The organism is Cupriavidus taiwanensis LMG 19424, assembly GCF_000069785.1.
GTDB classification, from domain to species: Bacteria; Pseudomonadota; Gammaproteobacteria; order Burkholderiales; family Burkholderiaceae; genus Cupriavidus; species Cupriavidus taiwanensis.
The window spans coordinates 378000-392072 of record NC_010528.1 but is presented as its reverse complement, the minus strand read 5'-3'; the positions used below and the strand labels follow the sequence as shown (position 1 = coordinate 392072).

The following is a 14073-nucleotide window of genomic DNA, read 5'->3' as shown; positions in this document are numbered from 1 at the left end:
CTGCATTCAGACGGTTGCCGGCGGGCGCGGGTTCCGCGCCCGCCTTCAGGCGTCGCCCGCTTCGACCAGCGCCAGCGCCGTACGCAGCGCCGGCAGCCGGCTGGCCAGTTCCCGCACGCGCACGGCATCCGCCGCGCGCTGCGGCGCGGCCCAGATCGCCTCGGGGAAGTGCGTATCCCAGCGGTAGCGCGGGATGATGTGCCAGTGCAGGTGCGGCACCATATTGCCGAATGCGGCCAGGTTGACCTTGTCGGGCGTCATCACCTCGCGCACCACCCGCTCGACGCGCGCGACCAGCCGCATCAGCCAGGCCTGGTCGCCCTCGTCCAGGTCGCTCAGCTCGGCCACGTGGTCGTTCCAGACGATGCGGCAGAAGCCGGGGAAACGGTCATGCTCGACCAGGATCAGGCGGGCGCGGTCGCCCATCCAGACCAGTTCGCCGCCGTCGGTTTCGCAGAGGGGGCAGTTGGGGCTTTTGATCATGCGGCGCGCTACCTTTCACGCTGAGTGTTGTCCCCCTTTCCCGCCTGCGGGAGAGGGGTTGGGGGAGAGGGCGGGAGCATCCACAAAGTGACCGCCGTCGCCATGCGATGCGCCGGCCCTCTCCCCCGCCCCTCTCCCGCTCGCGGGAGAGGGGAGAAAACCAGCGGCAAGAGTCGGCGCCGTCAGGCCTTACACCAGCACCCGCTCGATACCACCCGCATTGGCCTTCGCCACATACTCGGGCATCCAGTTCTCGCCCAGCAGGTGCTTGGCCATCTCGATCACGATGTAGTCCGCCTGCACCGACGCATCTTCCTTGTAGCGCGACAGGCCCTGCAGGCACGACGGGCAGCTGGTCAGGATCTTGACGTCGCCGGTGAAGCCGTCGGCGCGCAGCTTGTCGGCGCCCCTGGTCATCTCTTCTTCCTTGCGGAAGCGGACCTGCGTCGAAATGTCGGGACGCGTCACCGCCAGCGTGCCCGATTCCCCGCAGCAGCGCTCGTTCTTCTCGATCTTGCCCAGGCCGGCGTTGCCGCCCATCAGGTCGTTGACCAGCTTGGTGGGATCGACGGTCTTGATCGGCGTGTGGCAGGGATCGTGGTACATGTAGCGCGTACCGGTCACGCCTTCCAGCTTGACGCCCTTCTCGAGCAGGTACTCGTGGATGTCGATGATGCGGCAGCCGGGGAAGATCTTGTCGAATTCATACCCGGCGAGCTGGTCGTAGCAGGTGCCGCAGCTGACCACCACGGTCTTGATGTCGAGGTAGTTCAGCGTGTTGGCCACGCGGTGGAACAGCACGCGGTTGTCGGTGACGATCTTCTCGGCCTTGTCGTACTGGCCGTTGCCGCGCTGCGGATAACCGCAGCACAGGTAGCCCGGCGGCAGCACGGTCTGCACGCCCACGTGCCACAGCATCGCCTGCGTGGCCAGCCCGACCTGCGAGAACAGCCGCTCCGAGCCGCAGCCCGGGAAGTAGAACACCGCTTCCGTTTCCGGCGTGGTCGCCTTCGGGTCGCGGATGATCGGCACGATCTCGTTGTCTTCGATGTCGAGCAGCGCGCGCGCGGTCTTCTTGGGCAGGTTGCCCGGCATCTTCTTGTTGATGAAGTGGATCACCTGCTCGCGCACCGGCGGCTTGCCCACCGTCGCGGGCGGATGCGCGGTCTGCTTCTTCGCGATCTTCTTCAGGACGTCGTTGCCCAGGCGCTGCGCCTTGTAACCCCAGTCGATCATGACCTTGCGGGTCAGGTTGATGGTCTCGGGATTGGTGGCGTTGAGGAAGAACATCGACGCCGCAGTGCCGGGGTTGAACTTCTTCTGCCCCATCTTGCGCAGCAGGTTGCGCATGTTCATCGACACGTCGCCGAAGTCGATCTTGACCGGACACGGCGTCACGCACTTGTGGCACACGGTGCAGTGGTCGGCCACGTCGGAGAACTCGTCCCAGTGCTTGACCGAGATGCCGCGGCGGGTCTGCTCTTCATACAGGAAGGCCTCGACCAGCAGCGACGTGGCCAGGATCTTGTTGCGCGGGCTGTACAGCAGGTTGGCGCGCGGCACGTGGGTGGCGCACACCGGCTTGCACTTGCCGCAGCGCAGGCAGTCCTTGACGCTTTCGGCAATGGCGCCGATGTCGCTCTGCTGCATGATCAGCGACTCATGCCCCATCAGCCCGAACGACGGCGTGTAGGCATTGCGCAGGTCGGCGCCCGGCAGCAGCTTGCCCTTGTTGAAGCGGCCCTGCGGATCGACCTTCTGCTTGTAGGCGCGGAAGTCGCCGATCTCTGCCTCGGTCAGGAACTCCAGCTTGGTGATGCCGATGCCGTGCTCGCCCGAGATCACGCCGTCGAGCGAACGCGCCAGGTCCATGATGCGGGCCACCGCGCGGTGCGCGTCCTGCAGCATGTCGTAGTCGTCGGAGTTGACGGGGATGTTGGTGTGCACGTTGCCGTCGCCGGCGTGCATGTGCAGCGCGACGAAGACGCGGCCGCGCAGCACCTGCTTGTGGATCTTCTGCGCTTCGTCCAGGATCGGCTTGAATTCGCCACCGTTGAAGATCTTGCGCAGCTCGGCGCGGATCTCGTTCTTCCACGACACGCGGATGGTGCGGTCCTGCAGCAGGTGGAACACGCTGGCGTCCGGCTGCTGGTGCAGCCGCGCCTCGAATTCCTGGCCCAGCAGGCCCAGACCGTGCCCGATCAGCGAGGCCTTGGCCTGCGCCAGCGGCGTGTCGAGGTGGTCTTGCAGGTAGCGCCAGCGCGCGCGGATCTCGCGCAGCAGCGTCAGCGCGTGCTGCACGCGGTCTTCCAGCAGTTCGGCGCTGGGGATTTCGTTGGCGTCGTCGCTGCGGCCCAGCGGCAGGTTGCCGCGCGCGAAGAACGCTTCCAGCGCGTCGACCAGCTGCAGCTTGCTCTTGATCGACAGCTCGATATTGATGCGCTCGATGCCGTCGGTGTACTCGCCCATGCGGTTGAGCGGGATCACCACGTCTTCGTTGATCTTGAAGGCGTTGGTGTGCTTCGCGATCGCGGCGGTGCGCGAGCGGTCGAGCCAGAACTTCTTGCGCGCCTCCGGGCTGACGGCGATAAAGCCCTCGCCGCTCTTGCCGTTGGCCATGCGGATCACTTCCGAGGTGGCGCGCGCCACGGCGTCTTCATCGTCGCCGACGATATCGCCGATCAGCACCATCTTCGGGAAGGCGTTGCGCTTGCTCTTGGTGGCGTAGCCGACCGCGCGCAGGTAGCGCTCGTCCAGGTGCTCAAGGCCGGCCAGGATGGCGCCGCCGGGCTTTTTGGTCTCGGCGTCGAGGAAGTCCTTGATCTCGACGATGCTGGGGATGGCGTCGCGCGCCTGGCCGAAGAACTCCAGGCACACGGTGCGGATGTGCTTCGGCATGCGGTGCAGGATCCAGCGCGCGCTGGTGATGATGCCATCGCAGCCTTCCTTCTGCACGCCGGGCAGGCCGGCCAGGAACTTGTCGGTGACGTCCTTGCCCAGGCCTTCCTTGCGGAACTTGCGGCCTTCGATGGCGAGCGTCTCGGTGCGCAGCACCTTCTCGCCCGGCGCGCGGTTGCCGTCGGACCACTTCAGCTCGAAGGTGGCCACCGGTACGTCGTGGATCTTGCCCAGGTTGTGGTCCAGCCGGGTAATTTCCAGCCAGTTGCCTTCCGGGTCCACCATGCGCCACCAGGCCAGGTTGTCGAGCGCGGTGCCCCACAGCACGGCCTTCTTGCCGCCGGCGTTCATGGCGACATTGCCGCCGATGCACGAGGCGTCGATCGAGGTCGGGTCGACCGCGAACACCAGGCCCGCCTTGTCGGCGGCATCGGCCACGCGGCGCGTCACCACGCCGGCGCCCGAGAAGATGGTCGCGACCTTGTGCGGCACGCCCGGCAGGTCGGTCTGCTCGACCGGACCCAGCTGCTCCAGCTTCTCGGTATTGATCACCGCGCTCATCGGCGTCAGCGGCACGGCGCCGCCGGTGTAGCCGGTGCCGCCCCCGCGCGGGATGATGGTCAGGCCGAGTTCGAAGCAGCCCTTGACCAGGCCGGCGATCTCTTCCTCGGTGTCCGGCGTCAGCACCACGAACGGGTATTCCACGCGCCAGTCGGTGGCGTCGGTCACGTGCGACACGCGCGACAGCCCGTCGAACTTGATGTTGTCCTTCTGCGTGACGCGGCCCAGCACGCGCTGCGCGCGCTTGCGCAGGTCGTAGGCGGCGGCGAATTCGTTCTTGAAGTCCTCGATCGCCTGCTTGGCGAAGGCGACCAGCTGCTCCACGCGGTGCGAACGGTCCTCGGCGGCGGGCTCGGCGTGCTCGGCACGGTCGGCGGCGCGGCGCTTCTCGATCTCGTTCAGGCGGTGATGCAGCGCGCTGACCAGCATCTGGCGACGCTTGGGATTTTCCAGCAGGTCGTCCTGCAGGTAGGGATTGCGGCGGACCACCCAGATATCGCCCAGCACCTCGTACAGCATGCGGGCGGAGCGGCCGGTGCGGCGCTCGCTGCGCAGCTCGTCCAGTATGCGCCAGGCCTCTTCGCCCAGCAGGCGGATGACAATCTCGCGGTCCGAGAAGGACGTGTAGTTATAAGGAATTTCACGCAGGCGCGGCGGGGCGTCCTGCGCGGCGAGCTTGGCGTCGAGCACGAGTGGGGCGTTCATGGAGGGGACCGCTTCCTGCTGCGCACGGGGACAGTGCGCGAATCGTTCAGTAAAGGGCGATTGTACTGCAAGCCCTGCTTTCGCCGCACCGCAGCATGACGGAATCCTTGTCGGAACAAGGGATTAGCGCCTGTCTGGCGGGTCGGACCCGACGCGCAAGACGGCGCCTGCGCCACGCAGCGATCAGAACCAGGCCTTCACCGTGTGCGCAATGTTCTGCCAAAAAGTGTCCGGAATCCACATCAGGCCGGCAGTCATGACCAGGTAGCGCAGAAACTTGCCGACTGCCATCCAGGCCAGGCTGGGCCAGAACGACAGCCGCAGCCAGCCCGCCAACGTGCACAATGGATCACCCACACCGGGCAGCCACGACAGCAGCAGCGTGGGCGGGCCCAGCCGGCGCATCCAGCGGAAATAGCGGACATCGAGCTTGGGCTTGGGCGGCTTGCGCGCGTGGGCGCGGTGCTCCAGGTGCTCGGCCTCGTGCTCGCGCGCGCGGCGCCGCTTGTGGTAGCGCACCAGCGCCAGCTTGGCGGCGTAGCCCAGCCACCAGTCGATCGCGCCGCCGACGGTGTTGCCTGCGGTGGCCACCACGATCGCCGGCCAGAACATCTGCGGATTGAGCTTGACGTAGCCGAACACGGCCGGCTCGGAGCCGAGCGGCAGCAAGGTGGCCGACACCAGGCTGACCACGAAGATCGCGGGCAGGCCTACCTTGGGCAAGGCAATGGTTTCAAACAGCCAGTCGAAGAAGGCTTCCATGTAAGAGAACAGGGCCGGTGGCGCGGCTCATTCTAGCGGGCCGTGCCCCAAACGGGGCGCGGGCAAACCACATGGCACCTGTGCGGGATTTGTGATTAACTGTTAGAGCCTGTCGCGGCCAAACGTTCGCCGGCCGTGCCGATGCGCCGGCCGCAGCGTTCGCTGGCGCACCTACAGCAGTTGCAGCGGCAGCACCAATATCACGAATTAGCCGTCCTATAGCCGTCTTAAGCGGCAGTACCGCGTCGTGGCCAGTCCCGCGCTTTGCTTTCGGGATCTGGGTATTGGTCATGCGCGTCCACCCCACATGGAGACAAGCATGGCGATTCCGATCCGCCTGACGGTCAACGGCAAGCCCGTTGACGCGCAGGTAGAACCCAACACCCTCCTGGTCCAGTTCCTGCGCGAACAGCTGCGCCTGACCGGCACCCACGTCGGCTGCGACACCGCGCAGTGCGGCGCCTGCACGGTCCACCTGGATGGCCGCGCGGTGAAGTCGTGCAACATCCTGGCGCTGCAGGCGGACGGCGCCACCGTGACCACCATCGAAGGACTGGCCGGCGACCGGGCAGGCAACGCCCTGCACCCAATGCAGGAAGCCTTCCGCGAATGCCACGGACTGCAATGCGGCTTCTGCACGCCGGGCATGGTGATGAGCGCGACCGCGCTGGTCCAGCAGCATCCCGACGCCGACGCCGCCACCATCCGCGCCCACCTTGAAGGCAACCTGTGCCGCTGCACGGGCTACCACAACATCGTGCGTGCGGTGCAGCAGGGCCAGGCGGCCATGCAGGGCACGGCCAGTGCCGCCAGCGCCGAATAAGGGGGATCCGCCATGAACGCACCCGATAACCAGCGCCTGGTGGGCGCTTCCGTCAAGCGCAAGGAAGACTACCGCTACCTGACCGGCAACGGCCAGTACACCGACGACATCGTGCTGCCGCAGCAGAGCTACGCGTATTTCCTGCGCTCGCCGTACGCGCATGCGCGCATCCGCGCGATCGACAAGAGCGCGGCGCTGGCCGCGCCCGGCGTGATCGCCGTGCTGACCGGCGCGGACCTCGCCGCCGACAAGGTGGGCGGCCTGCCCTGCGGCTGGCTGATCCACAGCATCGACGGCTCGCCGATGAAGGAGCCGCCGCACCCGGTGATCGCGCACGACAAGGTACGCCACGTCGGCGACCAGGTGGCTCTGGTGATCGCCGAGACGCTGCAGCAGGCGCGCGACGCCGCCGAACAGATCGACGTCGACTACGAAGAGCTGCCGGCCGTGGTCAGCGCCGCCGACGCCGCGTCGGCCTCGACCCTGGTGCACGACGACGTGCCGGCCAACACCTGCTACACCTGGGGCCATGGCGACAAGGCCGCCACCGATGCGGCCTTCGCCAGGGCCGCGCACGTGACCACGCTGGAGATCGTCAACAACCGGCTGATCCCGAACGCGATCGAGCCGCGCGCGGTCAACGCCAGCTACACGCGCCAGGACGACAGCTACACCGTCTACGTCGCCAACCAGAACCCGCACGTCGAACGCCTGCTGATGGGCGCGTTCGTGCTGGGGCTGCCGGAATCGCGGCTGCGCATCATCGCGCCCGACGTGGGCGGCGGCTTCGGCTCCAAGATCTTCCTGTACCCGGAAGACGTGGCGCTGACCTGGGCATCGAAGAAGGTCGGCCGCCCGGTCAAGTGGACCGCGGACCGCAGCGAATCCTTCCTGACCGACGCGCATGGCCGCGATCATGTGACGCGGGCCGAGCTGGCGCTCGATGCCGACGGCAAGTTCCTGGCGATGCGGGTGCATACGGTCGCCAACATGGGCGCCTACCTGTCGACCTTCGCCAGCAGCGTGCCGACCATCCTGTACGCGACGCTGCTGGCCGGCCAGTACGCCACCCCGGCGATCTATGCCGAGGTGCAGGCGGTGTTCACCAATACCGCGCCGGTGGACGCCTACCGCGGCGCGGGGCGGCCCGAAGCCACCTTCGTGGTCGAGCGCCTGGTGGAGACCGCCGCGCACGAGCTGAACATCGATCCGGCCGAGCTGCGCCGCAAGAACTTCATCCGGCAGTTCCCGTATGCCACCCCGGTGGGTCTGACCTACGACACCGGCGACTACGAGCCCTGCCTGGCGCGCGCGCAGGAACTGGCCGACGTCAAGGGCTTCCCGGCACGGCGCGATGAAGCGAAGCAGCGCGGCAAGCTGCGCGGCCTCGGTTACTCCTGCTATATCGAAGCGTGCGGGCTGGCACCGTCGAACATCGCCGGCGCGCTCGGCGCGCGCGCGGGCCTGTTCGAAGTCGGCGAGATCCGCGTGCATCCGACCGGCACCGTGACGGTCTTCACCGGCTCGCACAGCCACGGCCAGGGCCACGAGACCACCTTCGCCCAGGTGGTGGCCGACCGCCTGGGGCTGCAGCTCGACCAGGTCGAGATCGTGCATGGCGATACCGGGCGGGTGCCGTTCGGCATGGGCACCTACGGCTCGCGCTCGCTGGCCGTGGGCGGCTCGGCCATCGTCAAGGCGCTCGACAAGATCGAGGCCAAGGCCAAGAAGATCGCCGCGCACCTGCTGGAGGCGTCGGACAGCGACATCGAGTTCAGCAACGGCGTGTTCCGCGTGGCGGGCACGGACCGGACCAAGACCTTCGGCGAGGTCGCGCTGAGCGCCTACGTGCCGCACAACTACCCGCTCGACAAGCTCGAGCCGGGCCTGAACGAAAACGCCTTCTACGACCCGACCAACTTCACCTACCCGTCCGGCGCCTATGTGTGCGAGGTCGAAGTCGACCCGGACACGGGCGAGTCGCAGGTGGTCAAGTTCACCGCGGTCGACGACTTCGGCAACATCATCAACCCGATGATCGTCGAAGGCCAGGTGCATGGCGGCATCGGCCAGGGGCTGGGCCAGGCGATGATGGAGCAGTGCGTCTACGACAAAGACAGCGGCCAGCTGCTGACCGGCTCGTACATGGACTACGCCATGCCGCGCGCCGGCGACCTGCCCGACTTCACCGTCGAGACCGCCAGCGGCACGCCGTGCACGCACAACCCGCTGGGCGTCAAGGGCTGCGGCGAGGCCGGCGCGATCGGCTCGCCGCCGGCGTTCATCAACGCGCTGGTCGATGCGCTGTCGCCGCTGGGCGTGAAGGATGTGCAGATGCCCGCCACGCCGCACCGCGTATGGCAGGCGATCCAGGCCGCGCGGACGCCGTGATATGCCGTCGCTCCCGCGAAGGCGGGAGCCCAGCGACTTTTGCAACCGCTGACAAAGACACTGGGTTCCCGCCTGCGCGGGAACGACAAGCAAAAGGAAACCGACATGTACGCATTCAACTTTGAACGCGCCGCGGATGCCAAGGCGGCGGTGGCCAAGCTCAAGGCCGATCCCGACGCCAAGTTCCTCGGCGGCGGCCAGAGCCTGTTGGCGGCAATGAAGCTGCGGCTGGCGTCGCCTTCGACGCTGGTCGACGTGGCGCGTATTCCCGGCATGGCCGAGATCCGCGTCGACGGCAACGAGATCGCCATCGGCGCCGCTGCGCGCCATGCCGACGTGGCCGAGAACGCCACGGTGCGCGAGCGCATCCCCGCGCTGGCCGCGCTGGCCGGCGGCATCGGCGACCGGCAGGTGCGCGCGATGGGCACCATCGGCGGCGCGCTGGCGAACGATGATCCGGCGGCGTGCTACCCCGCGGCGGTGCTGGGGCTGGGCGCCACCGTGGTCACCGACCGGCGCAGCATCGCGGCGGATGACTTCTTCAAGGGCCTCTACGAGACCGCGCTGGAACCCGACGAGCTGATCACCGCGGTGCGGTTCCCGATCCCGGATCAGGCGGCCTATGTGAAGTTCCGCAATCCTGCCTCGCGCTTTGCGCTGGTGGGGGTGATGGTGGCGCGCTCCGGGAATACGGTGCGCGTGGCGGTCACCGGAGCCGCCGACAGCGTGTTCCGGTGCCAGCCGCTGGAGCAGGCGCTGTCGGCCGACTTCAGCGCGCAGGCGGCGCGTGGCGTGAAGGTCGACGCGGGGACGCTGAATACCGACCTGCATGCGTCGGCGGAGTACCGGGCGCATCTGATTCCGGTGCTGGCGGCCAGGGCGGTGGAAGCGGCGGTGAAGGGATAGCGTTTCTCTACTGCCGCATGTTGTCTCCCCTCTCCCGCCTGGCGGGAGAGGGGTTGGGGGAGAGGGCCGGCGCTTGAATCAGGCGTTGTCGCGGGCGAACCTCCTGCCCTCTCCCCCGCCCCTCTCCCGCAAGCGGGAGAGGGGAGCAAACCGACGGCGCGCTGGTTGCGTCGGCACACACAATCGCTTCATGCTCCCAACCTCCATCGACCACACCCTCGCCCAGCTCGCACACCAGCAATACTTCGCCGACCGCGAAACCGCCACGGTGCTCTACCTCGCGCTGCGCATGCAGCGCCCGCTGTTCCTCGAAGGCGAGCCCGGCGTCGGCAAGACCGCGCTGGCGCAAGCCATGGCGGGCGTGCTCGGCACGCGGCTGCTGCGGCTGCAGTGCTATGAGGGCCTCGATGCCGCCAGCGCGCTCTACGAATGGGACTACCCGCGCCAGATCATGGCGCTGCGGCTGGCGGAGGCCCGCGGCGAACGGCCCGAGGCGCAGTCGCTGTACCACGACGACTACCTGCTCAAGCGCCCGCTGCTGGAGTCGCTGCTGCCCGACCCCGCCGCACCGGGCGTGCCGCGCGTGCTGCTGATCGACGAGATCGACCGCGCGGACGAACCGTTCGAGGCCTTCCTGCTCGAGGTGCTGTCCGAATTCCAGGTTTCGATCCCCGAGATCGGCGTGATCCGCGCCGAGCGCCCGCCGCTGATCGTGATCACCTCCAACCGCACGCGCGAAGTCCACGACGCGCTCAAGCGCCGCTGCCTGTACCAGTGGGTGGGCTATCCGGAGCGCGACCGCGAACTGCAGATTGTCGCGGCGCGCGCGCCCGAGGCCGCCGCCGCGCTGCAGGCGCAGGCGATCGACTTCGTGCACCGGTTGCGCGGCATCGACCTGTTCAAGGCGCCCGGCATCGCCGAGGCCATCGACTGGTGCCGTGCGCTGGCGGCGCTGGGCACCACCGAACTCGATCCGCAGTCCGTGCGCGATACGCTGGGCGTGCTGCTCAAGTACCAGGACGACCTGGCGCGCGTCGACGGCCCTACCGTGGCGGAATTGCTGGCGGGCGCCACGCCGGGAGCCTGAGCCGTGCCGATGCTGCACGCCGGCGCGCACGGCGGCGGTCCGCGAACGGCACTGCCGGTGCTGGCGCGCAACGTCACCCACTTCATGCGGCTGCTGCGCGACGGCGGCTTTGCGCTGTCGCCGGCGCACGCGGCCGATGCACTGACCGCGCTGCGACTGGTCGATATCGGCCAGCGCGACGAGGTGCGCGCCGCGCTGGCGGCGCTGGTGCTGTCCGGCCCCGACCAGCGTCCGCTGTTCGATGCGGCCTTCGACCTGTTCTGGCGCGACCCCGACTGGGAAGGCAAGCTGCGTGCGCTGTTGCTGCCGCGCGTGGACGCGGGCACGCCGCCGCCCAAGCGCAGCAACCGACTGGCCGATGCGCTGGCCGCGCGCCAGCCGGAAATGCCATCGCGCCCGGCGCAGGCCGAGGCGGAAAGGATCCACGTGCCGCTGACCTTCTCCGACCAGGAGCGCCTGGCGCAGCGCGATTTCGAGACCCTGAGCGCGCAGGAATGGCGCGCGCTGCAGCACCTGGTGCGCACCCGCCGCGCCCATCTGGCGCTGCAGCGCACGCGCCGGCTGCGCGCCGCCACCTGCGGCACCCACGCCGACCTGCGCGCCAGCGCGCGCCTGGCGGTGCGCCAGCACGGCGAGTGGCTGCGCTGGAAATTCCGCAAGCATGCCGAGCGCAAGCCGCCGGTGGTGCTGCTGCTCGACATCTCCGGCTCGATGAGCCAGTACTCGCGCGCGGTGCTGTACTTCTGCCATGCGCTGATGCAGTCGCGCGAGCGGATGTCGGTGTTCCTGTTCGGCACGCGGCTGACCAACATCACCCGCTCGCTGCGCGAACGCGACCCGGACGAGGCCGTCGCCGTGATCACCGGCCAGGTGCGCGACTGGGCCGGCGGCACCCGCATCGGCGCCGCGCTGGCGAGCTTCAACCGCCACTGGGCGCGGCGCACGCTGTCCGGGCGCGCCACCGTGCTACTGGTCACCGACGGGCTCGACCACGAGCAGATCGACCTGCTCGGCGACGAAATGGCTCGCTTGCGCCGCTTTGCGCACCGCATCGTCTGGCTCAATCCGCTGCTGCGCTACCCTGGATTCACGCCGCAGGCGCGCGGCGTGCAGGCGATCCTGCCGCATGTCGACGCGCTGCGCCCCGCGCACAACCTGGACAGCCTGCTGGCGCTCGAATCCCTGCTGTCCGGCCAGGGCGGCCCCGCGCGGGCCGGTGCCCCCAACCCACCAAGAAAGGAAGCCCCGCCATGGAAATGAACCAGAGCCAGCGCCTGCCGGTCCCGCAGCAGGTGGCATGGGAAGCGCTCAACGACACCGGGCTGCTCAAGCAATGCATCCCGGGATGTGAGAGTATCGAGCCCGACGGCGACCACGCCTACCTGCTGGCCATGACAGCCGCGGTGGGCCCGGTCAAGGCACGCTTCAAGGGCCGCATGGCGCTGGAAGACATCCAGGCGCCCGACAGCTACACCATCCGTTTTGACGGCCAGGGTGGCGCGGCAGGCTTCGGCAAGGGAACCGCCCGCGTGAAGCTGGAACCTGACGGCGACGAGACCGTGCTGACGTACACCGTCGACGCCCATGTGGGGGGCAAGATCGCACAGATCGGCTCGCGGCTGGTGGACGCCGCGGCACGCAAGCTGGCTGACACCTTCTTTGCGCGCTTCACGGAGGCGGTATCACCGGACACCACACAAGAAACGCCAGCGGCCGAGGGCGCCCCCGCCGCAGCCGCAGGCGAGAATGAACAGACAGAGGAACCGAAGCGGAAACGATCATGGACAGCGTGGATCTCGAAGTCCTGAAGAACAGCGTGCAGTGGCAGCAGCAGGGCCACCGCGTGCTGCTGGTGACGGTAGTGCGGACCTGGGGCTCGTCGCCCCGACCCGAGGGTGCGATGCTGGCCGTGCGCGACGACGGCCTGGTGGTCGGTTCGGTCTCGGGCGGCTGCATCGAGGACGACATCATCGACCGCGTGCGCCGGCAGGGCATCACCTCGGACCGCCCCGAGGCGATCAAGTACGGCATCAGCGCCGAGGAGGCCCACCGCTTTGGCCTGCCCTGCGGCGGCACCATCGAGCTGGTCGCCGAGCCGCTCAAGCCGGCCAGCGGCATCGCCGAGCTGCTCGACGCCGTGGAGAACGGCCGCCTGGTCGCGCGCACGCTGGACATGGCCACGGGCGCGGCCACGCTGGGCCCGGCCAATGCCACCGACGGGCTGGCGTTCGACGGCAAGACCCTGCTCACCATCCACGGCCCGCGCTACCGCATGCTGGTGATTGGCGCGGGCCAGCTCTCCAAGTACCTGTGCCAGATTGCCGTTGGCCTGGGCTTCCAGGTCACCGTGTGCGACCCGCGCGAAGAGTACACCGAGACCTGGGACATCCCCGGCGTGACCATGGTGCGCACCATGCCGGACGACACCGTCACCGACATGAAGCTGGACGAGCGCTGCGCCGTGATCGCGCTGACGCACGACCCCAAGCTGGACGACCTGGCCCTGATGGAAGCGCTGCGCACCCGCGCCTTCTATGTGGGCGCGCTGGGGTCGCGCCGCAACAACCAGGCGCGCCGCGAGCGGCTCAAGGAGTTCGACCTGACCGAGCTGCAGCTGGCACGCCTGCACGGCCCGGTGGGCATCTATATCGGCAGCCGCACGCCGCCCGAGATCGCCATCTCGATCCTGGCCGAGGTGATCGCGGCCAAGAACCACGTCTCGCTGCCCGACATCCTGCAGGTGGAAGGCGCCAAGGCCGCGCGCGAGATGGCCGCCAGCACCGGCAGCAGTTGCGACGTGGCGCCCGATCCTGCCTAACGACCCCGCGAGTGCCGCCATGACCGCCGCCCCCAACGCTCCCCTGCTCCGCACCGACCTGCCCACCGGCATCCTGCTGGCCGCCGGCTTCGGCCGCCGCTTCGATGCCGCCGGCCAGCGCAACAAGCTGCTGGAGGTGCTGCCCGGCGGACGCTCCGTCGCCTGGCGCAGCGCCCGCACGCTGGCCGCGGCGCTGCCGGAGTCGATCGCCGTGATCCGCCCCGGCAACCCGGCGCTGGCGGCAGAACTGCGCCGCGGCGGCTGCCGCGTGCTGGAAGCGCCCGAGGCCGAAGCCGGCATGGGCGCGGCGCTGCGCGCCGCCGTGGCGGCGACGCCGGAAGCGCGCGGCTGGGTGGTGGCGCTGGCCGACATGCCGTGGCTGCCGATGGAGCTGATCCGCGCGGTGGCGCTGACCATCACCACGCCCGACACCATCGCCGCGCCGTGGCGCAACGGCCAACGGGGCCATCCGGTGGGCTTCGGCGCGGCCTGGCGCGACGCGCTGCTGGCGCTGGACGGCGACGAAGGCGCGCGCGCGCTGCTGAACGACAAGCCGGTGACGCGAATCCTGACCGAGGACGAGGGCGCGTTCCGGGATATCGATACGCCGGCGGATTTGCGCTGAGCCGCGCGTATATC

Annotated in this window: 11 protein-coding genes; 8 read left to right on the top strand and 3 right to left on the bottom strand. The window is 68.7% G+C overall.

Features of this window, described 5'->3' with window-relative positions; genetic code table 11:
- Nucleotides 1-45: 45 nt before the first annotated feature.
- The 3 genes from RALTA_RS01880 to RALTA_RS01870 form a co-directional block, all read right to left on the bottom strand.
- Complete coding sequence (locus RALTA_RS01880) at nt 46-483, bottom strand: HIT family protein (protein WP_012351718.1); 438 nt, start codon at nt 481-483, stop codon at nt 46-48.
- A 189-nt stretch (nt 484-672) separates the two neighbouring features.
- On the bottom strand, nt 673-4647 hold the full coding sequence (locus tag RALTA_RS01875; RefSeq protein ID WP_012351717.1) for a DUF3683 domain-containing protein: 3975 nt from the start codon (nt 4645-4647) through the stop codon (nt 673-675).
- Nucleotides 4648-4830: 183 nt separating this feature from the next.
- Nucleotides 4831-5409 (bottom strand): YqaA family protein, encoded by a 579-nt coding sequence (locus RALTA_RS01870; RefSeq protein WP_012351716.1) that lies wholly within the window; start codon nt 5407-5409, stop codon nt 4831-4833.
- Between the two features lie 319 nt (nt 5410-5728).
- Between RALTA_RS01870 and RALTA_RS01865 the strand changes: the two genes are divergently transcribed.
- From RALTA_RS01865 to RALTA_RS01830, 8 genes are all read left to right on the top strand, one after another.
- Complete coding sequence (locus tag RALTA_RS01865) at nt 5729-6232, top strand: (2Fe-2S)-binding protein (protein WP_012351715.1); 504 nt, start codon at nt 5729-5731, stop codon at nt 6230-6232.
- Between the two features lie 12 nt (nt 6233-6244).
- Nucleotides 6245-8623, top strand: a complete 2379-nt coding sequence (locus tag RALTA_RS01860) for a xanthine dehydrogenase family protein molybdopterin-binding subunit (protein ID WP_012351714.1) — start codon at nt 6245-6247, stop codon at nt 8621-8623.
- Nucleotides 8624-8728: 105 nt separating this feature from the next.
- Complete coding sequence (locus RALTA_RS01855; protein ID WP_012351713.1) at nt 8729-9529, top strand: FAD binding domain-containing protein; 801 nt, start codon at nt 8729-8731, stop codon at nt 9527-9529.
- Between the two features lie 190 nt (nt 9530-9719).
- Nucleotides 9720-10616: an AAA family ATPase gene (locus tag RALTA_RS01850; RefSeq protein ID WP_012351712.1), complete on the top strand. Its 897-nt coding sequence runs from the start codon at nt 9720-9722 to the stop codon at nt 10614-10616.
- A 9-nt stretch (nt 10617-10625) separates the two neighbouring features.
- Nucleotides 10626-11876, top strand: a complete 1251-nt coding sequence (locus tag RALTA_RS01845) for a vWA domain-containing protein (protein WP_012351711.1) — start codon at nt 10626-10628, stop codon at nt 11874-11876.
- Entirely contained in the window at nt 11867-12424 is a 558-nt protein-coding gene (locus RALTA_RS01840; RefSeq protein ID WP_012351710.1) for a CoxG family protein, read from the top strand. Before RALTA_RS01845 ends, RALTA_RS01840 begins: the two co-directional genes overlap by 10 nt.
- Nucleotides 12397-13434 (top strand): XdhC family protein, encoded by a 1038-nt coding sequence (locus RALTA_RS01835; protein WP_012351709.1) that lies wholly within the window; start codon nt 12397-12399, stop codon nt 13432-13434. Before RALTA_RS01840 ends, RALTA_RS01835 begins: the two co-directional genes overlap by 28 nt.
- A 19-nt stretch (nt 13435-13453) precedes the next feature.
- A complete protein-coding gene (locus RALTA_RS01830) occupies nt 13454-14059 on the top strand; it encodes a nucleotidyltransferase family protein (RefSeq protein ID WP_012351708.1) in 606 nt (201 codons plus the stop codon).
- The last annotated feature ends 14 nt before the right edge of the window (nt 14060-14073 follow it).